27 protein-coding genes are annotated in these 26,007 nt (G+C 48.1%); 5 read left to right on the forward strand and 22 right to left on the reverse strand.

Annotation, left to right across the window (positions count from 1 at the left end):
• Nucleotides 1-258: 258 nt before the first annotated feature.
• The 10 genes from ACPXXB_RS08960 to ACPXXB_RS09005 form a co-directional block, all read right to left on the reverse strand.
• Nucleotides 259-1,011 (reverse strand): pyridoxine 5'-phosphate synthase, encoded by a 753-nt coding sequence (locus tag ACPXXB_RS08960; protein ID WP_423906774.1) that lies wholly within the window; start codon nucleotides 1,009-1,011, stop codon nucleotides 259-261.
• 121 nt (nucleotides 1,012-1,132) lie between these two features.
• On the reverse strand, nucleotides 1,133-1,519 hold the full coding sequence (locus tag ACPXXB_RS08965) for a hypothetical protein (protein WP_423906775.1): 387 nt from the start codon (nucleotides 1,517-1,519) through the stop codon (nucleotides 1,133-1,135).
• Between the two features lie 8 nt (nucleotides 1,520-1,527).
• Nucleotides 1,528-2,865, reverse strand: coding sequence for an FMN-binding glutamate synthase family protein (locus tag ACPXXB_RS08970; protein ID WP_423906778.1), 1,338 nt, complete (start codon nucleotides 2,863-2,865; stop codon nucleotides 1,528-1,530).
• A gap of 147 nt (nucleotides 2,866-3,012) precedes the next feature.
• On the reverse strand, nucleotides 3,013-3,324 hold the full coding sequence (locus ACPXXB_RS08975) for a YbjQ family protein (protein ID WP_423906779.1): 312 nt from the start codon (nucleotides 3,322-3,324) through the stop codon (nucleotides 3,013-3,015).
• Complete coding sequence (locus ACPXXB_RS08980) at nucleotides 3,314-3,484, reverse strand: hypothetical protein (protein ID WP_423906781.1); 171 nt, start codon at nucleotides 3,482-3,484, stop codon at nucleotides 3,314-3,316. Before ACPXXB_RS08980 ends, ACPXXB_RS08975 begins: the two co-directional genes overlap by 11 nt.
• Nucleotides 3,485-3,512: 28 nt before the next feature.
• Nucleotides 3,513-4,364, reverse strand: a complete 852-nt coding sequence (locus tag ACPXXB_RS08985) for a GXGXG motif-containing protein (RefSeq protein WP_423906783.1) — start codon at nucleotides 4,362-4,364, stop codon at nucleotides 3,513-3,515.
• Nucleotides 4,352-5,287 carry a glutamine amidotransferase gene (locus ACPXXB_RS08990; protein WP_423906786.1) on the reverse strand — a complete coding sequence of 312 codons (936 nt, stop codon included), beginning with the start codon at nucleotides 5,285-5,287 and terminating at the stop codon, nucleotides 4,352-4,354. Before ACPXXB_RS08990 ends, ACPXXB_RS08985 begins: the two co-directional genes overlap by 13 nt.
• Nucleotides 5,288-5,305: 18 nt before the next feature.
• Nucleotides 5,306-5,626: a hypothetical protein gene (locus ACPXXB_RS08995; protein WP_423906789.1), complete on the reverse strand. Its 321-nt coding sequence runs from the start codon at nucleotides 5,624-5,626 to the stop codon at nucleotides 5,306-5,308.
• Between the two features lie 34 nt (nucleotides 5,627-5,660).
• The gene (locus tag ACPXXB_RS09000; protein ID WP_423906792.1) at nucleotides 5,661-7,199 is read right to left on the reverse strand and encodes a glutamine synthetase family protein; all 1,539 of its coding nucleotides are present in this window, start codon (nucleotides 7,197-7,199) and stop codon (nucleotides 5,661-5,663) included.
• Nucleotides 7,200-7,271: 72 nt separating this feature from the next.
• On the reverse strand, nucleotides 7,272-8,612 hold the full coding sequence (locus ACPXXB_RS09005) for an NAD(P)/FAD-dependent oxidoreductase (RefSeq protein ID WP_423906795.1): 1,341 nt from the start codon (nucleotides 8,610-8,612) through the stop codon (nucleotides 7,272-7,274).
• Between the two features lie 229 nt (nucleotides 8,613-8,841).
• Between ACPXXB_RS09005 and ACPXXB_RS09010 the strand changes: the two genes are divergently transcribed.
• A complete protein-coding gene (locus tag ACPXXB_RS09010; RefSeq protein ID WP_423906796.1) occupies nucleotides 8,842-9,525 on the forward strand; it encodes a FadR/GntR family transcriptional regulator in 684 nt (227 codons plus the stop codon).
• 111 nt (nucleotides 9,526-9,636) lie between these two features.
• Here ACPXXB_RS09010 and ACPXXB_RS09015 read toward each other — a convergent pair whose 3' ends face one another.
• Together ACPXXB_RS09015 and ACPXXB_RS09020 are read right to left on the reverse strand one after the other, a co-directional pair.
• Complete coding sequence (locus ACPXXB_RS09015; protein WP_423906799.1) at nucleotides 9,637-9,804, reverse strand: hypothetical protein; 168 nt, start codon at nucleotides 9,802-9,804, stop codon at nucleotides 9,637-9,639.
• A 25-nt stretch (nucleotides 9,805-9,829) separates the two neighbouring features.
• A complete protein-coding gene (locus ACPXXB_RS09020) occupies nucleotides 9,830-11,131 on the reverse strand; it encodes an ammonium transporter (protein WP_423906801.1) in 1,302 nt (433 codons plus the stop codon).
• A 427-nt stretch (nucleotides 11,132-11,558) separates the two neighbouring features.
• On the opposite strand from ACPXXB_RS09020, the gene ACPXXB_RS09025 reads away from it, so the two are divergent.
• The 4 genes from ACPXXB_RS09025 (at nucleotide 11,559) to ACPXXB_RS09040 (ending at nucleotide 14,861) form a co-directional block, all read left to right on the forward strand.
• On the forward strand, nucleotides 11,559-12,008 hold the full coding sequence (locus tag ACPXXB_RS09025; protein WP_423906804.1) for a c-type cytochrome: 450 nt from the start codon (nucleotides 11,559-11,561) through the stop codon (nucleotides 12,006-12,008).
• A gap of 79 nt (nucleotides 12,009-12,087) precedes the next feature.
• The gene (locus ACPXXB_RS09030; protein ID WP_423906806.1) at nucleotides 12,088-12,927 is read left to right on the forward strand and encodes an enoyl-CoA hydratase; all 840 of its coding nucleotides are present in this window, start codon (nucleotides 12,088-12,090) and stop codon (nucleotides 12,925-12,927) included.
• 34 nt (nucleotides 12,928-12,961) lie between these two features.
• Nucleotides 12,962-14,074 (forward strand): 3-isopropylmalate dehydrogenase, encoded by a 1,113-nt coding sequence (gene leuB, locus ACPXXB_RS09035; protein ID WP_423906808.1) that lies wholly within the window; start codon nucleotides 12,962-12,964, stop codon nucleotides 14,072-14,074.
• Between the two features lie 4 nt (nucleotides 14,075-14,078).
• On the forward strand, nucleotides 14,079-14,861 hold the full coding sequence (locus tag ACPXXB_RS09040) for an SDR family NAD(P)-dependent oxidoreductase (protein ID WP_423906810.1): 783 nt from the start codon (nucleotides 14,079-14,081) through the stop codon (nucleotides 14,859-14,861).
• A gap of 394 nt (nucleotides 14,862-15,255) precedes the next feature.
• On the opposite strand, the gene ACPXXB_RS09045 is transcribed toward ACPXXB_RS09040, so the two are convergent.
• The 10 genes from ACPXXB_RS09045 to ACPXXB_RS09090 form a co-directional block, all read right to left on the reverse strand.
• Nucleotides 15,256-16,125, reverse strand: a complete 870-nt coding sequence (locus ACPXXB_RS09045) for a pseudouridine synthase (RefSeq protein WP_423906812.1) — start codon at nucleotides 16,123-16,125, stop codon at nucleotides 15,256-15,258.
• 113 nt (nucleotides 16,126-16,238) lie between these two features.
• On the reverse strand, nucleotides 16,239-16,856 hold the full coding sequence (gene scpB / locus ACPXXB_RS09050; protein WP_423906814.1) for an SMC-Scp complex subunit ScpB: 618 nt from the start codon (nucleotides 16,854-16,856) through the stop codon (nucleotides 16,239-16,241).
• Nucleotides 16,849-17,739: a segregation and condensation protein A gene (locus ACPXXB_RS09055; protein ID WP_423906815.1), complete on the reverse strand. Its 891-nt coding sequence runs from the start codon at nucleotides 17,737-17,739 to the stop codon at nucleotides 16,849-16,851. Before ACPXXB_RS09055 ends, scpB begins: the two co-directional genes overlap by 8 nt.
• A gap of 24 nt (nucleotides 17,740-17,763) precedes the next feature.
• Nucleotides 17,764-18,993 carry a tryptophan--tRNA ligase gene (locus ACPXXB_RS09060; RefSeq protein WP_423906817.1) on the reverse strand — a complete coding sequence of 410 codons (1,230 nt, stop codon included), beginning with the start codon at nucleotides 18,991-18,993 and terminating at the stop codon, nucleotides 17,764-17,766.
• A gap of 9 nt (nucleotides 18,994-19,002) precedes the next feature.
• Nucleotides 19,003-19,638, reverse strand: coding sequence for an L-threonylcarbamoyladenylate synthase (locus ACPXXB_RS09065; protein ID WP_423906818.1), 636 nt, complete (start codon nucleotides 19,636-19,638; stop codon nucleotides 19,003-19,005).
• A 108-nt stretch (nucleotides 19,639-19,746) separates the two neighbouring features.
• Complete coding sequence (pcnB, locus tag ACPXXB_RS09070; protein ID WP_423906820.1) at nucleotides 19,747-21,822, reverse strand: polynucleotide adenylyltransferase PcnB; 2,076 nt, start codon at nucleotides 21,820-21,822, stop codon at nucleotides 19,747-19,749.
• 122 nt (nucleotides 21,823-21,944) lie between these two features.
• A complete protein-coding gene (locus ACPXXB_RS09075; RefSeq protein ID WP_423906822.1) occupies nucleotides 21,945-22,562 on the reverse strand; it encodes a biotin transporter BioY in 618 nt (205 codons plus the stop codon).
• A gap of 167 nt (nucleotides 22,563-22,729) precedes the next feature.
• Nucleotides 22,730-24,220: an apolipoprotein N-acyltransferase gene (lnt, locus tag ACPXXB_RS09080; RefSeq protein WP_423906824.1), complete on the reverse strand. Its 1,491-nt coding sequence runs from the start codon at nucleotides 24,218-24,220 to the stop codon at nucleotides 22,730-22,732.
• A 283-nt stretch (nucleotides 24,221-24,503) separates the two neighbouring features.
• On the reverse strand, nucleotides 24,504-25,001 hold the full coding sequence (gene ybeY, locus ACPXXB_RS09085; protein ID WP_423906826.1) for an rRNA maturation RNase YbeY: 498 nt from the start codon (nucleotides 24,999-25,001) through the stop codon (nucleotides 24,504-24,506).
• Nucleotides 24,982-25,995, reverse strand: coding sequence for a PhoH family protein (locus ACPXXB_RS09090; RefSeq protein ID WP_423906828.1), 1,014 nt, complete (start codon nucleotides 25,993-25,995; stop codon nucleotides 24,982-24,984). The genes ybeY and ACPXXB_RS09090 overlap by 20 nt, the downstream gene beginning before the upstream one ends.
• Nucleotides 25,996-26,007: the final 12 nt, after the last annotated feature.

Raw genomic sequence — 26,007 nt, forward strand, 5'->3', positions numbered from 1 at the left:
TATGCTGATGTTGCATAGATATCCTTCTGCATCGGAGTGCCAAATGTTTCTGAGCTTATACAGGCGCGGCTATGCAGTAGCCTGAAATTGCGCTTTTGCCGCTCAATTGCCCATCCTCATTGACGGTGCAGCACGACATACAATTTGAGACCTTTGCATAATTCAAAATACTATCGGAAGTGGGACTTTAGTCCCGCCATCGGCAATCATCTTGCGCGGCTAAAGCCGCACTTCCGGTAATTATGCAAAGGTCTCAATTTATTGAGAACAAATCTGTAAATATTGAGCGACCACTTGCTGCATACCAGAATCGAGACATTCAATTGTCAGCGCATGACCGATGGACACTTCCAGGATGCCGTCTATCTCCAGGAAACGGCCGAGATTGTTGAGGTCTAAATCATGTCCGGCATTGACTCCCAATCCCAGCGACTGAGCATATGCTGCGGATTCTTTATAATTTTTGAATACTTCCGCTGCGTTTTCCTTGTGAAATGCCGGGTTAAATGCCCGGTTAAATGATGCCGCAAATTGTTCGGTATACAATTCAATACGATCACAGCCAATAGCCGCGGCGGCTTTAATTTGTTTCAGATTGGGATCGAGGAAAAGCGAACTGCGAACACCTGCGATTTTTAAACGCTCCAGGCTGGACCCTAAAATTTCCTGAGATCCGGCAACATCCCAACCATGGTCTGAGGTAAGTTGATTAACATCATCGGGAACCAAGGTGCATTGATCTGGCCTGGTTTGCGCTATCAGCTCAAGGAAATCATCCGCTGGATAACCTTCAATGTTAAACTCAACCTGATTGAAGTCCTTAAGCAATTTCGCCAGATCGTAAGCATCCGAACGCTTTGCGTGGCGCTGGTCCTGGCGCGGATGAATGGTAATACCCTGAACCCCGAGATCGATAAACTTCTTCGCATATGCGACCACATCAGGATAGTCTCGGCCGCGGGAATTCCTGAGTAATGCAATTTTATTGAGATTGATGCTTAAGTTTGTCATCGCTTTCAACTTGCCAGCTTTTCAGGCCGTCTTTTCAGGCCGCCGTTTCAAAACGAGAAGAATTCCAGTCAAGGGCAATCTGCTCAGCCTTACAGATTTTTTAAGGGACAATGAAAACCAGCTAGAATTTTTTATAGGCGTTCATTAAATCTACCAGAGGATGGGATTTTGCCATCTGGAATTTGACCAATAATTGCCTGGCAATCATGTCCCGGTCCTGTTGGTTATCCGACAGTTTCATATCTTCCGGAACCTGCACCCAGCCATTGATGTTACGGTCGAATACAGCGGGTCTGCCCTCCTCATAACCCATATGCACATCTTCAAGCCAGTTCAAATCATCCCACCCCATTATCGCCATGTATTTTTTAAGAAATGTCGGACAACGCGCCATATCCGGCGCCAGATTAACGTCATAACGATAACCGATGTGTTGACCAATATCTTTTTCCCGACCGCTATCCAAGCCATCGGATTCGATAAATTTATCTACATCATTGCTCATCATTCAGTCTCCTAAAATCGGGTCATATCCGGCCGCCCGACGGTATGTTGGGTGCCCGCCAGCGGGACTTGCGCCAATGCGGAAGCCTCCATGGTTAATGCGGCTAAATCTTCAGGCTCAAGGGAGTGGATATTGGTTTTTCCACAGGCGCGCGCCAAAAGCTGCGCTTCGATCGTCAGTGTATGCAGGAAGTTATAGACCCTCTCCGCCGCTTGGTCGGGGTTTAGCCGTTTACGCAAGGTTGGATCTTGGGTGGCGATGCCAACCGGGCATCGACCAGTGTGACAATGATAGCAATGACCCGCGGCAACGCCCATTTCTTTCTCGAAATCGGCTTCAGGAATCGCTTTGTTACAGTTCAGCGCCATCAATGCAGAGTGCCCGATGGCGACCGCATCCGCACCTAGCGCCAACGCTTTAGCCACATCACCACCGTTACGAATGCCACCGGCATAAACCAAGGATATTTCCCCGGATTTACCGACATCTTCAATGGCTTTGCGCGCTTGTCGGATGGCCGCGATGCCCGGTATGCCGGTTTCTTCTGTTGCAAGATGGGGTCCCGCACCAGTGCCGCCTTCCATGCCATCAATATAGATGGAATCGGGGCCGGTTTTAGCCGCCATGCGCACGTCATCGTAAACTCGCGCAGCCCCCAGTTTTAACTGGATAGGAATTTCACCGTTGGTTGCCTCACGAATTTCATTGATTTTCAATGCAAGATCATCGGGGCCGAGCCAGTCAGGATGGCGGGCCGGGGAGCGCTGATCGATGCCAGCAGGCAAGGAGCGCATTTCGGCAACCTGATCGGTTACTTTTTGACCCATTAAGTGTCCACCGAGCCCCACTTTGCAGCCTTGACCGATAAAAAATTCCACGCAATCCGCAAGGCGCAAGTGATTTGGATTAAAACCGTAACGGGATTGAATACATTGATACATCCACTTTTCGGAGTAGCGGCGTTCATCGGGAATCATGCCGCCTTCACCGGAACAGGTCGCAGTTCCAGCCATGGTTGCACCCCGAGCCAATGCGGTTTTGGCTTCATATGACAATGCGCCAAAACTCATGCCGGTGATATAAACAGGAATATCCAACACCATGGGGCGTTTTGCTTTGGGGCCAATTATGGTTTCAGTCAGACATTTCTCGCGGTAACCCTCGATGACAAAACGAGTCAGCGTGCCTGGCATAAAAGTCAGATCATCCCAGGTCGGGATTTTTTTGAACAAAGAGAAACCGCGCATACGGTAACGTCCCAGTTCAGCTTTTATATGAATATCATCAATCACCTCCGGCGGGAACATGAAACTTTGCCCTAAGTGATGGGTGTCTCTGTTGACTGTCATGGTTGGTTATAGTTAAGGTTGTTAAAAGGACGTAGGTCGGATTAGCCGAAAGCGTAATCCGATATATCGGCGTTCTAATTGCATTTTGTGATGCTTCTCAAGATAAAATTGCCCTGTTTCTTGTGCATTTTCATGGTTGTAACGAGATTATTGTGTATCTTGCATTTCCGCAATCACTGCGGTTCCAGATGCCACTAAAAACAACATGGACTTACCACCGCCGCTGAATTCACTGTAATCCAAATCCACACCAACCACCACATTAGCATCAAGAGCATATGCCTCTTTGCGAAGTTCGTTGAGGACGGTTATTCTGAGATCGCCCAAAACTTTCTGCGTTGCCTCGCTACGCCCACCGACTATATCCCGTACTCCAGCGAAAATATCTCTGAATATATTCATACCCAATACGCACTCAGCAGTGATGATTCCCAGACGTTTTCTAATCTTAAAATCCACAACGGTCCGTGGTTAGAACAATGCTTGCAAGTTTGCTTTCAAGTTCTTTTTTTTCGCTTTCTAAAATTTCCTGCTTCGAAGTGTGGCATTTCAAACACATGCCATCTCTCTGCTCTATGTCAAAGAAAGCGAGTTTTTTACCGCATCCTGTACATTTCATGTTTTTCTCCTATTTCGTTTGGCTGCAATTAAAGAACTAACTTCTTCTCGGCCGGTTCAAGGTTATCGTAGTTCCATAACTGTTTGCCGGAGACGAATTTCTTTAAATTTTCGATTCCGCAAGCCGGTTCAATGCCATACATGCCCAACTTGGTTTTCAGCCATTTCAGCTCAGTATCATTCATTTCACCCGGTACGCAATCCACACCCAGGTCTTCGACCTGACCGCCAACGTAGATAGTGCCGTCATACATGGAATCACCCAGATTTTTACTCGCGTCACCACAAATGATCATGCGCCCACGCTGCATCATGAATCCAGAGAATGCGCCAGTGCGACCGCCAACGATGATGGTGCCGCCCTTTTGGTCAATCCCGGTGCGCGAGCCGACATCGCCACGACAAACTAAATCACCGCCGCGAATCGCCGCGCCAAATGTTGAGCCGGCATTTTTATCGATCACGACTTTACCCGCCATCATGTTTTCCGCACAAGACCAACCGACTCGACCGCTGATGTGAATGTTAGGCCCATCGACTAATCCGCAGCCGAAATAGCCTAGGCTGCCTTCAAATTTCAGGTTTAAACGATTCAGAATCCCCACACCCACTCCGTGTTTGGCACGAGGATTTTTTACGGTGATGGTGCCGTGACCCGATTGCATCAGTTCGCGAATTTTCAGGTTAATTGCGGATGAATCCATTTCCTCAGCATCAAACTCCGCGGTTTTATCAAAGTCAACCTCGTAAGCCCAGGGATAGGTAAAATTTTCTTCCTCAGCGGCGCTAAAGAAACGCTGTTGCGTTCGACCGGCCAACTGCTCGGCATGCAGACCCATGTCGTGGGATTTGCCATGGGATTTATGTCCTACACCTGCCATACTTTTACCTCCCCGTGATAGGGATCCCAAGTTTCAATTTCACTTGGAAATATACTGCGAATCGCGACTTCTTCTGAAGCCAGCCCGACAAATTCATCGCTTTCATATAACACCATGGGCTTGGCCGCCATGACATCTTTCGCCATGCCCAGTTTGTCGCTGGTTGCCACCAGATAAGTGAACACGCCATCCAGTTCGTCGACAGACCGGTTCATGGCTTGTTCAAGATCATCGCCCTGCCCGATTCGGTCGGCGATATAAACCGCAATTAATTCCGAATCACAATTGGACACAAAACGATGGCCACGGCGTTCCATCTGGCGACGGAAACTCCAGTAGTTAGTAAGCTGACCATTATGCACAACGGAAACGTCGTTAAACGGATAAGCCCAATAAGGGTGCGCCGAGCGGATATCCACATCAGATTCGGTAGCCATACGGGTATGGCCGATGCCGTGCGTGCCTTCGAAGTTGGCCAAGCCATATTGCTCAGATACCATCGCGGCATCGCCCAGATCCTTGATCAATTCCAGGCACGCCCCTATGGATAGAATTTCCACGCCGTCGATGTCCTCGACATAATCGGCGAGTTTTCTCATATCGCCATCGAATGAAAAAGTGTATCGGTGGGAATATTCGGTCGCTTGATTACGGCGTTTTACGTTTGCGCCCAGGCTTTCCAGTCGATGGTCGACTTCTTTTTGACGTTCAACAATTTGTCGATGTATGTCAAAGCCCTTGTTCATGTCTTCCTGTTCGGCGACTTTGAAGCGCATCACATACTGATCCTCGGTCGGGTTTCCGTACAGCGCGAAGCCGGTCGAATCCGGCCCCCGATGCTTCAAAGATTGAAGCATTGAGGTCATCTCCGCCCCAACGTCGGAACTTCTGCCGCGATGGATTAGTCCTGCAATACCGCACATAATTCGTCTCCTGTTTGATTAAAGTGATGGTTCACGTTGCTGAACAAAATCCGGCGCTTCAAGGCGAATCCGTGAACACTCCTGCTGTAACAAATTCAGGTCAGCGTGATATTGATTCCACGCATTTTGCGTTTGCTGTGCGGGGTGGTTGAGCCCGGCGTTCTCATTTTCAGGATCAATCGCCGCGTAATTCCCAGTGCGCATGGCGATAGATGCACAACCACGACGAAGAAAATTCGATAATTCGATTACCTGCGGATGCGCAGGGCCGACCGCTCTTCTGCTAACCGCAAAGTAAAGACAAAGAACGAGGATGTCTTCTTCTATCTCCCAGTGCATTGCTTTCCCCTTAGGCAAATAACTGCGTTGTCGCTCATGGCAGGCAATCGAGATAATTTTCCAGATCCCAATCGGACACTGAATGATTAAACCGCTCCCATTCATCATTTTTATAATGATGGTAAACCTGGTACATTTCGCCCGGCATGGCCGAGCGAACCACATCGTCTTTTGCCAATGCTTTTAGGGCATCGCCCAAAGTCATCGGCAGTTTTTTGACTTGCTTGCCGGCTTCCATCGCGGTGTAGATATTGCGCTCTTCGGGCTCGCCCGGATCAAGGTTGCGGGAGATGCCGTCATCGAACACTTTGAGCAGCGCGCCACCCATCAGGTACGGGTTTACCATGGAATCCACCGAACGATATTCAAAACGGCCTGGCGCTGAAACGCGCAATGCACAGGTTCTGTTTTGAAATCCCCAGTCGGCAAAAACCGGGGCCCAGAAACCGGTGTCCCACAAACGCCGATAGGAATTAACCGTGGATGAGCCGATGGAAGTCAAGGCGGCGAGGTGTTCGATAACCCCGCCGATTGACTGCAGACCAATCGGGCCCGGTTTAACGGCGTCGATTTTCGGGTCTGGCATGAAATAGTTCTTGCCGCCTTGACGATAAGTAAATACGCCATCCATGCCGGCAATGGATTTTTGGTGAAATTTGTTGACTTTGTCCTTGCCGCCCGACCATAACGAAACGTTATGGTGACAACCCGATGCAGAAACGTTCATGAAAGGCTTGGACATGAAACAGGCATGCAGACCTTTTTCTCGGGCCACCTGAGCGCAGATTTGACGATAGGTTGTCAGTCGATCAGAATTTCTCAGGACATCGTCGAACATCCAGTTCAATTCAAGCTGACCGGGCGCATCTTCGTGGTCGCCCTGAATCATATCGAACCCCATCTTTTCACCATATTCGATAACTTGCATAAACGCTGGACGAAGCTCTTCGAATTGATCTATGTGATAGCAGTTAGGTTTAGTAACCCCCCCTTTCAGTTGTTTATTCTCGTCCAACCTGAGCCACATCATTTCCGGCTCGGTGCCGGCGCGCATGTGCATGTTGTGCTTTTTCTCGAACTCTCGATGGATAATTGCCAGGTTGCCGCGACAATCGGAGGTCAGATGCGCACCGGGGTCAACGCGCTCTTCGCGGTTACGATAGCAGGTGCAAAATACCCGGGCGATGCGTTTATCCCAGGGCAATTGCACAAAAGTTTCAGGGTCGGCGATGCCGACCAACTCCGATGCTTCAGGGCCATAGCCAATATAGTCGCCATGCCGATCAATAAACAGGTTTGCGGTAGAACCGTAAACCAGTTGAAAGCCTCTTTCTGCGACTCGTTCCCAATGGTCAGCGGGAATGCCCTTGCCAACGATTCGACCGGTCACGGAAACAAACTGGAAGTAAATGTAGGTTACGCCGGTTTCCTTGATTTTTGCGCGCACCTGCTTAACCAGTTGCGCCCGGCCCGGGGCATTGACTTGACGCTCTAAATCAGTCGAGGTTTGCACCCGACTGGTAGATCGTTTGCCGCCCGCGGTTTTCTTTGTAGCGGTTTTCTTTTTTGGCATTTTATTCTCCAATAGACAAATTGTTTATTTATGTTAAGTTTTATCCGAATTATTTACTAGCTCTATTATTTACTAACTCCAGGGAAATGGGCTGTTGGATACCGGGTGCAGCCTGCCTTCAATATAACGCGAAAAACGGAAAGGTTCCAATAGCTTGCTTTTTGAACCGAGCAGTTCTTCGGCAACCAATTTTCCAACCCCAAGCATCTTGTAACCATGATTGGAATCGGCGATGAAATAACAGTTGTCCCTGAAACTATCGAAAACCGGAAAACTATCCGGGGTAAACGAACCTATTCCACCAGACGGTTGGTCATTGTATTTCGGTGTCTGACCTTCAAAACGTTTTTGGCAATGGGCTAACGCCGAGGTCCACATATGCGCAAATTCAGGCCCGACGATAAACTCCGGCGAATCCACGCCATAAGGATCAACGGCGACTTGGTCCGGATCCGTTTCCACTTTAAATGGCGCCGCACCACCTTGTACGCCATTAAAATGAAAATCGGGTTTATAATAAATGCCCCATATTTCATCTGTAATCAATGATCGGTCCACATCAGAATACAATGGCGAATTGGAATCGACATGAATAACCGGCGGTAATTTCCCATCATTGGTTTTTTGCATATCCGGGTCAACGCCCAAAGTGCCTTCCTGCAATGACCAGTAAACCCACATTGGGATATTCCGATGAATTTCGCCCGCGGAATTAATGTCCACCGTTTTTGGCAACTCAAGCATGTCCCAAATAGTTTTTGCCCAGGGTCCCGGCGCGACAATCAATTGATCACAAGCAATATTGCCTTTATCGGTTACCACTGCTTTGATCGCACTACTGGCATCATCGCTTTGAAAACCGGCAGCCTTTACGCCGGTTAATATGCGAACGCCTTGCGCTTCAGCTTTGCCTGCCAAGCCATATAACGATTTTGTATTATTTGCAAAGCCGCCTTTCTTTTCATGCAGGACCGAGGTGATGCCTTTTGCTTGCCAGTCATGGAAAAGCCCTTTCATATAGTCCATAGAGGCTTGCTCGCCTTCTATGAATACGGAGTCGTACCCAATCTGTTTTTGTTGTTCGGCGATTGAGGCCACATCTTCAAACATGGAATCCGGGCTTATTTGCATATAGCCGACCGGGTGATAACTATAGGCTGTGGCGTCGCTTTCCCATATTTCGACGCATTGCGCCATTAACTCGCGCATCGCCGGTTGGAAATAGTTATTTCTAACAACGCCACAGGCGATGCCCGAAGCACCTGCTCCGATAGCGGTTTTATCGATGACTAATATATTACCGCCGTCGCCCTTGTCTTTGGCTTTGAGTGCTAACGCCAAATGATAGGCAGTGCTTAGTCCGTGGATACCAGCGCCAATAATTAAATAATCACTGTGCTGAGGAAAGGCCATGGCTGATTTTTATATAGTGATGATATTAAATTTATGGTACATTTTAGGTGCATATAATTTTAAACAATTTTATACCATTCGCCGGATAATTTGTGATTAACCGTATTCAACCATTATCTATACAGGTTTACAATACCAAATTGACCGACAAAGGTAATTATAATAGACCATTTCCGAACCAACCAGCGTATCATTCTAACCGGATAGAGACAACCCACTTCAAAATACCATGCAAGACCACTTGAAAGTCACACTCGGCGCTGCCGGATTATTTAATCGTATCCGTGCCGCTATTGTTAATGGTGACTACGCTTATAACGAGCGCCTGCCTACCGAGAGATCCCTGGCAGAGCAATTTTCCGTAGCGCGAGGAACAGTCAGAGCCGCTCTCAATCAATTAGAACGAGCGAATTTTGTCAGGAAAAAGTTTGGCAGCGGCACATTTGTTAATCACGACATTAAATTCGACCAAGACGCTATATCTGAAGAAACCAGTCCGTTGGATCTAATCGAGACTCGACTGGCCATAGAACCTTATATTGTTAAATTGGTCGTCTCTAACGCCAACAATCGGGAGTTAAGAAAACTGAAACAAGCATTAGACAATGTGGTTAATTGTCAACAAGACCCGGATTCTTTTTCATCCGCAGATGAAACTTTCCATTTAATGCTGGCCAACTGCTCGCAAAACCCCTTGCTGATTTGGATATATCAGCGAATTAATGATATTCGCAACCATACCCAGTGGAGCCATCGTAAACATAATATATTAACGCCGGAAAAAATAGCCCAATACAATCGGCAACATAGCGATCTGCTGAACGCCATAATCAGGCGCGATATAGAAAACGCGTCGAATCTAATGATCGAACACCTGAACCAGGCAAAGAAGGATTTGTTGAAGGATTCTTGATGGCAGGAGTGCAAATCGCCGATTTTTTGCTCCTGCAAAATCGGCATACATCCCTGTAAATAGCCGCGGCTGGAAACCAACCGCGGCTTGAATAGTAAAACTAATTATTCATTATTTGTACTTGTCCTCGGCAGCCTTTTCCGCTTTTAAAGACACCAACACAGGAATGATGCAAAGGATAGCTGCAATAAAAAACCAAAAGACCGCACCGCCGGAGCCGGCATAATTAAAAAATGCGCCAGCACCTTCCCAGGATGTTATAGGACTTGAATTAAACATAGTATATTTCTCCGATAGTTAAGGTTTAGCTTTTAATTTCTTCAGGATAGGCTGTACCAACCACTTCAACATCCATACCCGCGGTTTGCACGCCATCGCTGGCGCGAAGTATGCCACACATTTTGAAAATCAGTGAGATTACGTATCCAGGGATAAAACCCAGTAGGACCATAACAATCATGCCCTTAAACTGACCCATGAAAGTCGCTGGGGGAATGTCGGCAGAGAACTCTGGATAACCACCCACAAATATGCCAACAGCGAGCACACCCCAGATACCACAAATACCGTGAACAGATACCGCGCCTACTGCGTCGTCAATACCCATACGCTCGAAAACACCCGCGGCCCATGGACCGAGAATACCGCCCGCGAAGGCTATGGCGAAACACAAACTTGGGTCCCAGACATCCATACCCGCAGCTACGGAGATAATCCCGCAAAGGGCTCCGGACATCATCCAGAAAGGATCCCGGGTCATGACGTAACAACCAATAATGCCACCTGCTACCCCCATCAGCGTATTGAAAGTGATTGCTGATAGTGTTGTTGGCTGACCGTAGATGTTGGTCCAATTTACTGGGTCAAAACTTACTTCAGTTCCCGGAAAGATGATGCAACCACCAAGAAAGCCAAAGAAACCAAAAACAATCAGCATTAATCCCGCACAGGTCATGGGCAAACTATGACCTTTGATTACGTTGGGTGAACCATCGTCGTTGTATTTGCCGATTCGGGGTCCAAGATTGATCAAAACACCTAGGGCAAAAAACCCTGAAATGATATGTACCACACCAGATGCGCCAAAATCGTGGTATCCCCACCCTGTCACCATCCAGCCAGCATAATGCCATCCCCACGATGCAGAAAGATTCCAGACCACAGAGCCGAGCACCACCGCCAGCACGATGAATGCAGCCATTCTGATACGCTCGATAACCGCACCAGACATGATGGAAGCCGTTGTACAGGCGAATAAGGTAAACGCACCCCAGAATACGCCCGAGGCATGATCCTGCAGGTTTGGACCCATGGAATCACCCCATGGCACACCACCTGCACCTGCTTCAAAATCTGGTATGAAACCATTAATCATTGCCAGATATATCCACCATCCAAACATATAGAATGTCGGAATCATGAATGCAAAGGCAAGAATGTTTTTGGTGCCGGAAGCCAGGGTGTTTTTGACGCGGGAGGCGCCCATTTCGTACATCAAAAAGCCAGCGTGAATCAGGATCATTATGGCGGTACACCAATAATAATAAACCTCGAGGTTTATTGTATTGGCCGCCATAACGGCCGCTTCTAGTTCTTCTAGTGTCATTTGCTCCCTCCTGTAATAAGGTTGCTTACAAAGTTGTTTTGCGTTATGGCCGCACATCCAAGCATTAAGGACATAACTAAAGATTCCAACTTGTGGCGGCCTGCATATGGTATCTGTTGCCTCCACGAAAAGAGGCAACGGCTGTCAATTCTACTTGCTTATGAAAAATATAAAAACTGTTTTTTGCACCATTTGGTATAGAAATGGTTCTACCCTGAACGTTGCAAATTTAGACGAAATTCCCGCTTACTCGGTAACTCGCCGCCGAACTGCATTATTTATGGGCAAATTGTTTTGTACAAAATACGGTATAATTCCACCGAATTTCTGGCACAACATTGGCCGATTCAAAAAGCGATATGACAATTATTACCGATTCGGCCATTATAAACACCTATTTTAATTGTATTCTTTATTTGATTAGCGAATGATGAAATATTTTAGTGTTGCCTTTACCAGTGTTATGACCAACGTTATGGCCATTTTGTTGTTTTCAAATGCGATTGCTCATCACAATTCACCTGAATCTTTGGAAGCAAGAGTGGCGGCCGTAGGGACTTTAAACATTGATGTCGGCAGTGCTGGAGCAGGCGCTGCAACCAACGAATCCGATTCTGCCGCCGCTGAAGACGGCGAAACGGTTTACAACACGGCCTGCGCCACCTGTCACGCTGGCGGCATTGCCGGCGCACCGATTTTAGGAAAAGTCGACGACTGGAAAGAGCGAATTGAACAGGGAATGGATAGTCTGGTAGAACATGCGTTGCTGGGTTTTACCGGGTCGTCCGGGGTAATGCCGCCTAAAGGCGGCAACACTTCTCTGAGCGACAGTGCGGTCACCGCTGCGGTACAGTTTATGATCGATCAAGTTAAGTAAAAAACATGCCTGTTGATTCATTCCTGCTTGATTCACTCCTGCTTGATTTAAGGACGCGCTAAACACCCGATATTCATTGATGTCCGAAAACAATATACTGCTAACCAAAAAGCAGGGCGGTGTCACAACCCTTACCCTGAATCGCCCGCAACGATACAACGCATTGTCGAGTGAACTCCTGAGTTTGTTATCCGCTGAGCTCGATGCTATCGCGGCCGATTCAACCATCCGTGCCGTTGTCGTTGCTGCCAACGGGCAAGCATTTTGCGCCGGTCACGACCTCAAGGAAATGCGCGGGCAAATGCGCCAGAATGAGATCCAACAATCACGACAGCAGTTATTCGGCAGGCAGTTATTCGGCAAGTGCAGTGAAGTGATGATGAAGCTGGTTAATTTACCCCAACCGGTCATCGCAAAAGTCCAGGGAATGGCGACTGCGGCAGGCTGTCAATTGGTCGCAACCTGTGATCTTGCGGTTTCAGCGGATAGCGCAAAATTCGCCGTCTCCGGCATTCGGGTCGGATTATTTTGCGCCACTCCCGCAGTCGCATTGAGCCGAAACATTAACCGTAAACGCGCACTGGAAATGCTCATGACCGGAGAGTTCATAGATGCACAAAGCGCATTGAATTATGGGCTGGTTAACAAAGTTGTGCGATCAGAAAACCTTGATCAAGCAGTCGATGATTTGGTTGGCAAAATTATTCGCCATCCTCATCGAGTGGTGACTCTGGGCAAGAAAATGTTCTACCAACAAATCAACCAGGATTTAAGTGCGGCTTATGCACACGCGACAGCGACCATATCCGCAAATATGATGCTCGATGAAACCCAGGAAGGCATTGATGCTTTCATCGAAAAACGCCCTCCAAACTGGACATTGCAAACCACACCAAGACTCAAACAAGGCAGGACTTAAATAAGACAGGGCTTAAACAAAGCACGACTTAAAAATGACTGAATACAATATTGCGGTGTTAGCGGGGGACGGCATCGGAGAAGAGATTATGGAACAAGCCCTCAAAGTGCTCAAGGTGGTCGAATCGAGAAACGATGTTGCCTTTAGCCTGATGCCGGGATTATTCGGGGCCGCGGCCTGGTTTGAAACCGGCAAAAGTTTTCCCGATGAAACTATCGCAATCTGTGACAAAGCGGATGCGATTTTAAAAGGCACCATTGGATTGGGGCATGAGGAATCGAAAAAAATCCCCCTTGACCAGCAACCCGAGCGAGGTGGCTTGCTGCCAATGCGTAAGCGCTACGATACTTATGCAAATTTCAGGCCTGTCTATCTGCCGCCGAGCCTGGCACACTTTTCGCCGTTAAAGCCGAAAATCATCGGCGATGGCATTGACATTATGATTATCCGGGAATTAGTGGGCGGATTATATTTTGGGAAAAAAGAAACCGGGGTGGATGAACAAGGACTGCGCTTTGCCCGGGAGACGCTTGAATACAACGAACAACAAATCAGGCGTATTGTGCAAATTGGTTTTGAATCGGCCATGAAACGCAGAAAATTACTGCACAGTATTCACAAAAGCAATGTGTTGAAATCCAGCGTGTTGTGGACCGATGTAGTCGGCGAAGTGGCACAAGATTTTCCTGATGTGGAAGTCCAACATATGTTGGTCGATGCGGCTGCCACACATTTATGCCTGAATCCAGGGCAATTTGATGTGATGGTCATGGAAAATTTGTTTGGAGATATTCTTAGCGATCAGGCCGGCGGGATTTTGGGATCCTTGGGACTTATGCCGTCGGCATGCGTGGGGCCGGATAAGGCTTATTATGAACCGGCCCATGGGTCAGCGCCGGATATTGCGGGTAAAAATATCGCCAACCCCTATTCCATGATCGGATCAGTGGCAATGATGCTTGACCTGAGTTTTCAAATGACCGGGGAGTCCAGTAACCTGTGGCATGCCATGGAATCCGTATTTGCGGCAGGTTATGCCACGCCTGATTTATCAAAGCCAGGCACAGACGTCACCATGGTCAGCACCGGCGAGTTTGGTGACCGGGTTGTTGCCGCATTGAGCTGCCTTCCCGTCCCAAATCGATAACGGCATGAATCAAAACGACATCCTGACCACCCCGCCCGACTTTATCCCATATCAATCAACCCTTGCCGACCGCGTCGTTCTAGTGACAGGAGCGGCATCGGAAATTGGAAGTGCGGTGGTATTGGCTGCGGCCAAATCGGGAGCCGCCGTGTTAATGCTGGATCGGAAACAGCGCAGCATGACCGCGCTATATGACGCAATATGCGATCAGGGGTTAGCGCAGCCGATGATGATTGAGTTTGATATGGTGCGCGCTGATTCACGGGCCTTTGAAACGCTAGGCACATCGTTACTCGCTCAGTTTCCGGAAATTCATGGTCTGGTGCATTGTGCAATGTGGGGAGCTGCGCTCACCCCTGCACCTCATGCGGAAATGGAAACCTGGTCGCAAGTACTGAACCAACAGTTGATAAAACCCATGTATCTAACTAAAACGCTTTGTCCAAATCTAAATCACCCCAACCCGGTGTCAATCATTTTCACCGTGATGGACATTGGGCGAGTGGGGCGTGCCTATTGGGGCGCTGTTGGTGCGGCATTTGCTAGCGTGGAAAATCTTTGTGAATCATTAAGCGCAGAATTCTTCGACTATAAAACCCGGGTAAATACGGTGGATCCAGGCAAGGTTAAAACAGCAATTCGAAAACACTTTTACCCCGGTGAAACCGATGAAGGTTTGAGAGAAGCAAACGACACTGAAATTGTTAACGCCTATCTATACCTTTTATCGGACGCAAGCAATCAGCAAACTGCAAAACGATTCTCGGTCACGCCTTTGGCGGGTTGAAAAACCGGGGGATGCGCATCATAAGCCTTGTAACAAAATAAAGCGGTGTATATCAAAATCCTTTTATTCATGGCTTTGTGAATCTACGGACAAAATTGTTTGTTACAGAGTATCGATTCCATTCATCAGCACCGTACCAACGGATATTTCGTCGGCTTTGGCTTCCTCGGCAATTGCTCCTGCATTGCTCTAATAAGCTACGTCCATGTAGCGATGCGTCGCTCTACCTCGGCTTTGGCTTCCTCGGCAATTGCTCCTGCATTGCTCTTAAGCTACGTCCATGTAGCGATGCGTCGCTCTACCTCGGCTTTGGCTTCCTGCGTCTCTCTACCTCCTGCATCCATGCAGTCGTCCCCCGTCCATGGGGTCGTCGGCTTTGGCTTCCTGCGTCGCTCTACCTCCCCCGTCCATGGGGTCGCCTTTTTTTACTGGATTGCCTGGATTTTTTGGGTGGTTTAGGAGTAACCACTTTGTCGTTGTCGTCGTTTTTCTCCAGTTTTTCGATTAAATCTGAACCAAGTTCAATCCAGTCTCCTAATTTAGTTCCTCTTGGCAGCGCAACTTTTCCGTATCGAATTCGAGACAGCCTGCTTAGTTTGCAACCAATCGCTTCCCACATCCGCCGAACTTCACGGTACTTCCCTTGTTTGACAGTAACCGAATACCAGGTATTACTGCGCTCTCCTCGTTGGCGTCTAACCTGGAGAAATCGAATCAACTGCCCGTCAATTTTGATGCCTTGTTTTAATCGGTCGAGTGATCGATTATCAACCTGCCCATATACCCGGCACAGATATTCTCGCTCTAACCCGAGTTTTGGATGCATCAAATGATGGGCAAGATCGCCATCATTGGTGAACAACAATAATCCGCGGGTATTGATGTCCAAACGACCAACCGCAACCCAACGCTCTCCTTTCAATACCGGCAGGCGGCGAAATACGGTCGGTCGATTTTTCGGGTCCGACCGGGTACAAATTTCCCCTTCCGGTTTATTGTACAGAATAATACGTTTTTGACGATGGTGTCGCTTATTCCCGAACTTTCTTTTTGGGTGGCATTTTGAGTGGTCTTTTAATGGTCGGCCATCAATATTTATCCGACTGCTTGAAGTAACACGATCACCCAGTTTAGCAATCTTGCCATCAACCGTTATTTTCCCTCGGCTTATACACTCTTCTATTTTTCTTCTGGAACCAACCCCGATACTGGACAAATATTTCTGCAGCCGTTCTCGAGCAAGACCAGCATCATATTGTGGCATCAGGTTTTCGCATCAGGTTTATCCTTTTTCATAATACTCTTAGAGAGGGCATAAACGTCGCCTTTGTTTTGGGTAAGGTGTTTCCGGTTTGGCTGGTGCCGTTTCCTTAAAAATTAACATGTATCAGGTGCATCGCCCTCTTGCTTGTCATCCAGAGCGGCCAATACCTCCAGCGGCAAAGGCATATCAAATTCGCGGGCAATGACACCGAGCTCACGCTGTTCCGTTAAAAGCGGCAATTCACTCAGCGACTCAAGATTAAAATAAGCAAGAAACGCCGGCGTGGTTCCAAATATGGCCGGCCGGCCCGGCGTATCCCGAACTCCCACCTGGCTGACCCATTCTCGCTCTATCAGCCGCTGCATAATTTCCGTGCTAACACTAACACCTCTGATGTCCTTGATGTCGCCCCTGGAAACAGGTTGCCGATACGCGATTATGGCCAGGGTTTCCAGTAATGCCCGGGGCAACTTCGGTGGTCTGCCGGCCTGTAGCTTTCTGATCCAGCCTGCATATTTGAGTTTAGTTTGGAATCGATAACCATTACCAATTTTCTTAAGATCAATGGCGCGTTCCGCGCAATCTTCCTGTAACTCGGCGAGTGCCGCCTTAACATCTTCAGTTGCCGGCGCCAATTTGTCATCAAAAACAGCCAGAATTTTGGCCACACTCAATGGTGTCTCTGAGACCATCAAAATAGCTTCAATAATATTTTTAAGTTCGTTACTCATGTACATTTCTTTCGACGCTTTTTAAATGCACCGGCATGAACGGCTCATTCTGCATAACAACCAACATATCATCCCGCGCCAATTCCAGAATCGCCATAAAACTTACCACCAACCCGGGTTTGCCCTCCTTCGGATCAAATAAGTCTTCGAATCGAAGAAAGCGGGTAGTGCGAACTCTATCCAGAATATGGGTCATTTTTTCCCTCACCGTCAGCCTTTCTCTGCCAAAAGAAAAATGTTTGTTCATCTCCGAGCGCTCCAAAACATTTCGAAACGCCACTGCCAAATCATTCAGCGATGCCCGGGGCTCAATTTTCACCGATTCGAAATCTTCAAAATCCGCGCTCACCAGATACAGTTCGCGCTCCAACCTTGGTCGTTTATTGATGTCCCTGCCGGCCTGACTAAAGCACTCGTATTCCTGTAATCGTCGAACCAAAGCGGCACGCGGATCCTGTTCATCACTGTCTTCTTCGGCAGCCGACCTGGGCAACAACAAACGCGATTTAATTTCCGCGAGCATGGCCGCCATGACCAGGTATTCCGCTGCCAGATCCAGTCGAAATTTTCGCATCATCTCCACATATTCCATATATTGTTTGGTAATGCGCGCCACTGGAATATCCAGGATATCCAGATTTTGTTTTCGTGTCAGGTACAGCAATAAATCCAACGGACCCTGGAAGGTTTCCAGAAATATTTCCAGGGCATCAGGTGGAATAAACAGATCATGAGGCCAATTATCGAATACTTCACCGTTGACCAGCGCTTTGTTGACCTGAGCGTCATTATCCTGCGCAATTTCAGCCTGGTTTGGTGCGCTATCAGCTGCCTGAGCGTCGGTTACTGCCTGGTTTTGATGAGTGGTTTTTATATCGCTCACAATAATATAATCATTTGCACGCTTTCATTTATACGCCGTGCCCACAGATTCTCTAACGATTTCCATGGTTTCCACCGCTACCGCCCGCGCCTTTTGACAACCAGCGTGAATCACTTCTTTGACCCTTGCGGGGTTGGATTCATATGGCTGAGCCCGCTGTCGAATTTCTTCCTGTTGTTGCAGCACTTTTTCAATCAGTGGTTTCTTACATTCGAGGCACCCAAAAGATGCCGCGCGGCATCCAGATGAAGCCCACTGCCGGGTTTCGGTGTCACTATAAACAAGGTGTAGCTGCCAAACCGGACATTTATCTGGATCGCCTGGGTCGGTTATTCGTACCCGAGCGGGATCCGTCGGCATCACCCGAATGGATTGCGTAACGCGCTTGGGTTCATCCCGCAATGCGATGATATTAGCATAGGACTTGGACATTTTTTGTCCATCCAGTCCAGGCATTTTTGCGGCTTCAGTCAGCAACGCCTCGGGTTCCGGCAAAATCGCTTTTCCCCGCCCTTCCAGGAATCCCACCAGTTGATCCTGTTGCGCCTGACTGAGGTTTTGTTGCGCTCGAATTAATGCAATTCCCTGAGCATGGGCTTGGCGATCGCCTTTTTCGTTAAACAATTGTTTAAGTTGATTAAACGATTTGGTCGCTTTTTTTCCCATTTGCTTGATTGCTTGTTGTACCTCGATTTCAAAATTCGGGCCGCGCCCAAAAAAATAATTAAATCGGCGAGCAATTTCCCTGGTCAATTCCACATGGGGAACTTGATCTTCTCCGACTGGAACGTGGGCCGCTCGATAGATTAAAATATCCGCGGATTGCAGCAACGGGTAACCCAGGAACCCATATGTGGCCAGATCTCTCTGCCTGAGCTTGTGTTGCTGGTCCTTAAAACTTGGCACCCGCTCCAACCAACCCAACGGCGTTACCATAGACAGCAACAAGTGCAACTCGGCGTGTTCAGGAATTCGGGATTGGATGAACAATGTTGCTTGTTCCGGGTCCACTCCGGCTGCCAGCCAATCAATCACCATTTCCCATATATACTCATTCATGGTTTCCGGGGTATCGTAATGCGTCGTCAACGCATGCCAATCGGCAACAAAATAGAAACATTCATAGTTCTTTTGCATCCGTACCCAATTTTTCAGCACCCCATGATAATGCCCAAGATGCAGCCGGCCGGTGGGCCGCATTCCGGACAAAACCCGGTTGTTAGTCAAAGCGTTGGTTTCTGATGGTGAACGCATATCTCGTTATTATTTATGTGCGCTTGATATAAATGTGCTGACATCGCCCTTGCCCACTCGGCGCACATTGGGGATACCGCTGATCAAGTCAACCACAGACGTCGGCTGGAAATCACAAGGCCCGCCATCAATAACCAGGTCGATTTCATGCTCCAGCGCTCGGCGAATCTGTTCAGCATCATTTAACGGCAATGTTTCTCCAGGCATAATTAAAGTCGAACTCATTAACGGCTCATTCAGCTCACCCAACAACAATTCTACGATACGAAAGTCCGGTACCCGCAAGCCGATCGAGCGTCGTTTCGGATTTTGAAGCCGTCTTGGAACTTCACCGGTAGCGGCGAGAATAAATGTATACGGTCCGGGAGTAAAGCGTTTCAACAAACGATAGATGTCATTGTCAACTTTCGCGTAAATACTGAGCTCGGATAAATCCTTGCACACCAGAGTAAAGTTATGATCCTCCCCGATTTTCCTGATTATCCTGATGCGATTCATCGCCTCTTTGTTGCCGATTGAGCAACCTAATGCATAGCTGGAATCCGTTGGATATGCCACCACGCCGCCATGGCCAATTATTTCGGCGGCTTGATGGATTAGCCGTCTTTGAGGATTTATTGGATGTATTGAAAAATATTGGGCCATAGCGCCTGAGGTGAACAGGTAGTCGGTGGATGAGCAGCCGGTGGATGGGTGGTTGGCAAATTAGCCATTGTATTTTCCGGTTGGATTGCGCGCTTTGGACACCATCGGTCAATACCTGTTCCCGACAGTATCGACACTTCCGCCTTCCATGGCGGTCGGCTTTGGTTTTCTCGGCTTTGGCATCCTGCGTCGCTCTACCTCCCCCATCCTTGGGGTCGTCGGCTTTGGCATCCTGCGTCGCTCTACCTCCCCCATCCTTGGGGTCGTCGGCTTTGGCATCCTGCGTCGCTCTACCTCCCCCATCCTTGGGGTCGTCGGCTTTGGCATCCTGCGTCGCTCTACCTCCCCCATCCTTGGGGTCGTCGGCTTTGGCATCCTGCGTCGCTCTACCTCCCCCATCCTTGGGGTCGTCGGCTTTGGCATCCTGCGTCGCTCTACCTCCCCCATCCTTGGGGTCGTCGGCTTTGGCATCCTGCGTCGCTCTACCTCCCCCATCCTTGGGGTCGTCGGCTTTGGCATCCTGCGTCGCTCTACCTCCCCCATCCTTGGGGTCGTCGGCTTTGGCATCCTGCGTCGCTCTACCTCCCCCATCCTTGGGGTCGTCGGCTTTGGCATCCTGCGTCGCTCTACCTCCCCCATCCTTGTCGGCTTTGGCATCCTGCGTCGCTCTACCTCCCCCATCCTTGTCGGCTTTGGCATCCTGCGTCGCTCTACCTCCCCCATCCTTGGGGTCGTCGGCTTTGGCATCCTGCGTCGCTCTACCTCCCCCATCCTTGGGGTCGTCGGCTTTGGCATTCTGCGTCGCTCTACCTCCCCCGTCCCTGGGGTCGTCTTATTTTCTGCGGCACTGCTTGCTGCGCCCTTTTTGGGGGACCTTTTTGGGTTCGAGTTACCGCGCCTCTTTTCAATTATTGTTTCAATCATTGATTGGCGCTGATGAAAATCGCGCTCCTGTATTTCGGTCCACCAATCCACAATATCCTTGCTGACTTCCCCAATTTTCTGACGCAATAACAAAAAATCATAAGCCGCTCGGAATCGCCTGTTTTCAAGTAATCTTTCAATCGAGTGCGGAATTCTGTTTTCCAACAAAGATTGCATTGCCCATATTTCATGCGCCGGCCCCTTAACCCGCAAAGGCAGAGTCACTGAACTGGACTGCTGTTTGAAAACCAAATCGCTGGCAATCCAGAACGCTTCATTTCGTCGCACGCCTTTTGAAACCAGTTTCTTGAATTCAATTTTAAATGGCCACCACAGCATTACCGCGAATAAGTACGCGGGAATAACCGGCTTGTTTTGTCCAACCCGTTTATCGGTATTGTCAAGCGCATTTAAAATTAACGACTCGAATTTATCCCCGCCTTCCTGGTTTATACATTTCACCGTTTGCGGAAACAAATAATAGAGCAACAGTGTTTCTCTTAATCGCAGCCAGGTTTTCGCTGCCGCAGAATGGTGAAACAACTTTAAAACCTCCTCGAATAACCGTGCTGCCGGAACATCCTGGAGTAGTGCGGCATTTTTTTCAATGGCGGATAAAATGGATTCCCCTACCTGTAATCCCAGTTTGGCCTGGAACCGAACAACGCGTATCATACGCACCGGGTCTTCGGCAAATCGAAGGTTTATATCGCCAATTATCCTTAATGTTTTTGTCTTCGCGTCCTCAATTCCGTTGACAAAATCAAAAACCGTTTCTTTATTTGGGTCGTAATACAGGGCGTTGATGGTGAAGTCTCGTCGAATTGCGTCAACCTCAATGGTGCCGTAAACATTGTCGTCTAAAATTCTGCCGGCACTGGAGGCCTTTGGTCTGCCACGAAATCCCTTTTTATTTGCACTGTCGGGCATAGCGCGGTAAGTCGCCACCTCAATTATTTCACGCTCACGACCACGACCAAAGGTGACATGCACGATCTTAAACCGCCGCCCAATTATCCGGGCGCGATCAAAAATTTTCTTGATCTGTTCGGGGTTGGCATTGGTGGTAACATCGAAATCCTTGGGCTTTCTGCCCATCAATAAATCTCTGACACAACCACCTACTAAATAACCGTCGAAACCCGCCGACTGCAGCCCCCGGACTACTTCCACCGCGTTTTGACTAACGCACGACTTATCGAATCCAAGCTGTACCGCAGAATGTTGGGTGGGTTGCAAATGAGTTGATTTCCGTTTCAAATTCGATCCTTGATTACTATCATTAGTATTGGACCTGATTTTTATTATTGGGTCCGTTTTCCAATCAAACTACAGGCAACCGGATAAGCCTGACTACCGCTACCCAGTAAAACATTCCAGAGTCAGCCTGATTTTTTGATGCCCGGTTTTTTAATGATCGTCCAGGTCGCGGGAATCAGCAACATGGCCAACACTATTTTAGCCAAATCGCCCAATAAAAATGGATACATGCCCCATTCAAAAATCGGTTTATCCCAACCCACTACATTAGCCAGCCAAATCAGACCGGGTATATAGATAATAATGTTACCGATGAGCATCGCTGCAAATGTCAAGGTTAGCTTTCTATCCCAGCCTTTTTCTGCAAGGTATCCGGTTGTCGCCGCGGCAATAACAAATCCCAGCAAGTATCCCCCGGTCGGCCCCATCACATAAACCAGACCCATTCCTTTTTCAGGGGTGCCGGCGAATACCGGAAGCCCGATGACGCCCACTGCCAGATAAAGCAATACCGTAGAGGCGCCTAATTTAGAACCATAGGCGATGCCTAACGCCAGAACCACAAATGTCTGCATGGTCACGGGCACCGGATAAAATGGAATCTTGATCTTGGCTGACAGCGTTAACAGGGCTACGCCGATTGTTGCCAATATAATGTGCCGTGCCCAACTTCGGTGGTGCGATAATTCAGGCCATAAAACGGTGGCTAATGTGGGAAAACGGATTGATTGCGACATCATGCCAAAACCTCTTTGAAGTAATTTGTTTGCGCTGAAATGGAAGCGGTTTAATGCGTTATGCGGATGCTGGATAATACCACCAATCATGGCCATAATATAAAACAATCACAAACAAATAATCCTGATTCATGACTCTCATTCATGGCCTCATTCACCCAAAGGTGGATTTAGGTGTACAATTTATTGTTCCGCTCCGCCGACTTACCGAACAACAATCCCACAATCAACCACGTCCCAATCAGGATTAAAACCGGATTTTCGCCAAACGCGACGTAAGGCGTCGCCCCGGATCTTGGCTGGATGGTTGCGGTTACCACATGTTGGACAAACTGCGGCGCATAAACATCGATGCCACCCTTCCAGTTAATCACTGACGACAATCCATTATTGGAAGAGCGAATCATCGGTCGCTCGCTTTCCCGCGCGCGAAATCTTGCCATTTGCAATCGTTGGTGCGGTGCCAGGGAATCACCAAACCAACTGTCTTCGCTGACATTAATCAACGCACCCGAGGACTCAACCTGATCTCGCCATTCCTGGGGAAACGCATCCTCGTAACAAATCGATACTGCAAATCGATTTTCTGCTGCAATTAGCGGTGATTGAGGTTGCTGCCAAGCCGAAAAATACGACATGGGGATATTCAGCATTTCAGTCAACGGCCCGAGCAAACCCGGAAATGGAAAATATTCGCCAAATGGCACCAAGTGCTGTTTTCCATAAATCATGATGTGATCGGTGACCGCCACGGCACTATTGTAATATTGCGTAACATCATCCACCGTGTCTCGATGCAAAACACCGAAAATAAAATCTGCCGGGTGGTCTTCAATATCTCGCCAAAAATCATTCGCGATGTTATCCAGATAATCGGGAATTGCGGCCTCTGGCCACACGATTAAATCTACATCTCGATATTCCTGACTTTTTTGCATGTATTCAAAAATAATGCGATTGACTTCCTGTTCATCCCATTTCTTCCTGAGCGCAACATTGTTCTGAATAACGGCAACGGAAATCGGCTGCCCTTGCGTCTGGGTCCAGGCTGTTTTATTTAGTTGCCATCCCGCTACCCAAACCAAAATAAATAATACCGCCAGGATTGAATTGCCCGTGGTGATTTGCCTGATAATCGCCACCAGAGTGCCGACGCTGACCAGCACGATCAGACTCACAAGATAGACACCGCCAATTGGTGCATAATTGGATAGCGGCGTATCCAAATAGGCATAACCGGTAGATAACCAGGGCAGTCCTGTAAAAAGCCACCCGCGCAACCATTCAAACAATATCCACAACGATGGCATTAGAAACGCCAGCCGAATGGTTGGACGCCAAGCTGAAAAGCAGGACTGCAACCACCCACTCAGCGCCGGGAAAATGGAGAGTATGGCTACCAGTACGAAGATGCATAGACCCGCAATAATCGGCGGCATACCACCAAAGGTATGTATGCTGATATAAATCCATGAAATACCGACGCCAAACATACCAAGCCCATAAACAAACCCATACCAGGTTGCGCCCTTTGTACTGCTTGTGTGCCAGATCCAAAACAGCATGGCGAAACTCAACATGCTCAGTGGCCACCAATTGAATGGTGCAAAGGATACGGCATTGAGAACGCCAGCGACGATCGCCAGCAGGGTTTTAATCACTATTCGATTTGTGCTCGTAACACTGCTCTTGGGAACCTCCGATTAAAACCGAAAAATGCGAGATAATCAAATTCACCAGGTTATTGCACCTGAAATATGAGAATGGCTTTGAATAATTGAAGCCAAACAAGACCGAATACTCGGGCAATTTGTAGGCAAAAACGAGTCATTTCTGAAACCACAATTAAACTCCAGACGATTATTAACATCGGTGATTCGGTTCATGATCAAGGGTTGATTATCAGCCATCCCTAGCGCATTTTCACCCTCAATTGATGCGGGATTAATTGACACCGATGTTTGCGAGTATGCTTTTTTCTATATCCTCCATCGCAGCGGCTTGATCATCGGTTTGGTGGTCGAAACCACAAAGGTGCAGCGTACCGTGAATAACCATCTGGGCGAAATGACTTTTCACAGGCTTATGTTGTTGATTTGATTCGTTTTTTACCACTGTAAAACAAATGACAATGTCGCCCAGAGAGTGGTAATCAACCTCAGCCACCGATTCAAATGGAAAAGCCAGCACATTAGTGGGATTATCTTTTCCACGATAACGATGGTTCAATTCGGTGATTTCTTCCTCGTTCACTACCCGAACGGTTAAGTTTTCAGGCGAGCGGTCGATCGCTAAAAATGTTTCTGTTACCCACCAATCTATCGCCGCTAAGCCGGGGACTTCCGCACCGTCAGCCACATCATCAAAGCCTGCCAGTTGCAAATCAATCGCCATTTTGGAACTGTTTTTTCCCGGCGTTATTTTACTGGGCGTTTTTTTCATACGCTTCAACAATGCGTTGTACCAGGGGGTGGCGGACAACGTCCTGGGGTTTGAAGTGGGTGAAGCTGATTCCTTTTATGTCGCATAGCACTTGTTGCGAATGTTTAAGCCCGGAAAGCTGCCCTTTGGGCAAATCGACCTGAGTGATATCTCCGGTGATAATTGCCTTGGAACCAAATCCGATGCGAGTCAGAAACATTTTCATTTGCTCGACCGTGGAATTTTGCGCTTCATCAAGTATCACAAAAGATTCGTTCAGCGTTCGACCGCGCATATACGCCAGCGGCGCCAGCTCAATGGTGCCTCGTGCAATCAATTTTCCAACCCGGTCGAATCCAAGCATTTCATACAATGCATCAAAAATCGGGCGCAGGTAGGGGTCGATTTTCTGCCCGATATCGCCGGGCAAAAACCCCAGCTTCTCACCGGCTTCCACTGCGGGCCGGACCAATAGAATTCGTTCAACCGCATTCTCCGCCAACGCATGTACCGCACATGCTACCGCGAGATAAGTTTTCCCAGTTCCGGCCGGGCCGATGCTAAAACTAATATCGTTATCTCTAATGTTTTTTAGATAAGTTCTTTGTCTCTCGTTTTGGCCACTGATACGATTTTTTCGCAAGCGGATGACGACTTCATCATCGGCATCAATATAATCAGTTTTAACCGTTTTTACACTGCCGACACCACCCTGTTCGGTATTTTTAGCAATGTTATTTGTCACGTTATTTTTATGGGACAGCACCAAATGAACATCTCTTGTTGTTAATGATTGATTGTTCTGTTCGGTCAACGCAAATAATGTTTTTACCACGGCGGCGGCACGTTCCGCTTTAAATTTTGCACCATTGATACAGAATTTATTACTGCGTTGGATAATTTTAACCTCAAGGTAGTTTTCGATTTGTTTTAAATGACAATTCAATGGTCCGCATAAATCCGACAGCCGCTCGTTTTCTACTGGCAGAAGTTGGAAGGTAATCGGTTTAGACAATGCCTGTTATTA

The organism is Candidatus Spongiihabitans sp. (genome assembly GCF_965237845.1).
Lineage (GTDB): Bacteria > Pseudomonadota > Gammaproteobacteria > Arenicellales > Poriferihabitantaceae > Spongiihabitans.

Coding starts and splice junctions, on each gene's coding strand:
- ACPXXB_RS08970 (WP_423906778.1), bottom strand. CDS start 2,865: ATGACAGTCAACAGAGACACCCATCACTTAGGGCAAAGTTTCATGTTC.
- leuB (WP_423906808.1), top strand. CDS start 12,962: ATGACTGAATACAATATTGCGGTGTTAGCGGGGGACGGCATCGGAGAA.
- ACPXXB_RS09040 (WP_423906810.1), top strand. CDS start 14,079: ATGAATCAAAACGACATCCTGACCACCCCGCCCGACTTTATCCCATAT.
- scpB (WP_423906814.1), bottom strand. CDS start 16,856: ATGAGTAACGAACTTAAAAATATTATTGAAGCTATTTTGATGGTCTCA.
- ACPXXB_RS09000 (WP_423906792.1), bottom strand. CDS start 7,199: ATGCCAAAAAAGAAAACCGCTACAAAGAAAACCGCGGGCGGCAAACGA.
- ACPXXB_RS09065 (WP_423906818.1), bottom strand. CDS start 19,638: ATGGCCCAATATTTTTCAATACATCCAATAAATCCTCAAAGACGGCTA.
- ACPXXB_RS09075 (WP_423906822.1), bottom strand. CDS start 22,562: ATGATGTCGCAATCAATCCGTTTTCCCACATTAGCCACCGTTTTATGG.
- ACPXXB_RS09010 (WP_423906796.1), top strand. CDS start 8,842: ATGCAAGACCACTTGAAAGTCACACTCGGCGCTGCCGGATTATTTAAT.
- ACPXXB_RS09015 (WP_423906799.1), bottom strand. CDS start 9,804: ATGTTTAATTCAAGTCCTATAACATCCTGGGAAGGTGCTGGCGCATTT.
- ACPXXB_RS09005 (WP_423906795.1), bottom strand. CDS start 8,612: ATGGCCTTTCCTCAGCACAGTGATTATTTAATTATTGGCGCTGGTATC.
- ACPXXB_RS09060 (WP_423906817.1), bottom strand. CDS start 18,993: ATGCGTTCACCATCAGAAACCAACGCTTTGACTAACAACCGGGTTTTG.
- ACPXXB_RS08960 (WP_423906774.1), bottom strand. CDS start 1,011: ATGACAAACTTAAGCATCAATCTCAATAAAATTGCATTACTCAGGAAT.
- ACPXXB_RS08980 (WP_423906781.1), bottom strand. CDS start 3,484: ATGAAATGTACAGGATGCGGTAAAAAACTCGCTTTCTTTGACATAGAG.
- ACPXXB_RS08985 (WP_423906783.1), bottom strand. CDS start 4,364: ATGGCAGGTGTAGGACATAAATCCCATGGCAAATCCCACGACATGGGT.
- ACPXXB_RS09020 (WP_423906801.1), bottom strand. CDS start 11,131: ATGACACTAGAAGAACTAGAAGCGGCCGTTATGGCGGCCAATACAATA.
- ACPXXB_RS08965 (WP_423906775.1), bottom strand. CDS start 1,519: ATGATGAGCAATGATGTAGATAAATTTATCGAATCCGATGGCTTGGAT.
- ACPXXB_RS08990 (WP_423906786.1), bottom strand. CDS start 5,287: ATGTGCGGTATTGCAGGACTAATCCATCGCGGCAGAAGTTCCGACGTT.
- ACPXXB_RS09030 (WP_423906806.1), top strand. CDS start 12,088: ATGTCCGAAAACAATATACTGCTAACCAAAAAGCAGGGCGGTGTCACA.
- ybeY (WP_423906826.1), bottom strand. CDS start 25,001: ATGAAAAAAACGCCCAGTAAAATAACGCCGGGAAAAAACAGTTCCAAA.
- ACPXXB_RS09045 (WP_423906812.1), bottom strand. CDS start 16,125: ATGCCACAATATGATGCTGGTCTTGCTCGAGAACGGCTGCAGAAATAT.
- ACPXXB_RS09025 (WP_423906804.1), top strand. CDS start 11,559: ATGATGAAATATTTTAGTGTTGCCTTTACCAGTGTTATGACCAACGTT.
- ACPXXB_RS08995 (WP_423906789.1), bottom strand. CDS start 5,626: ATGCACTGGGAGATAGAAGAAGACATCCTCGTTCTTTGTCTTTACTTT.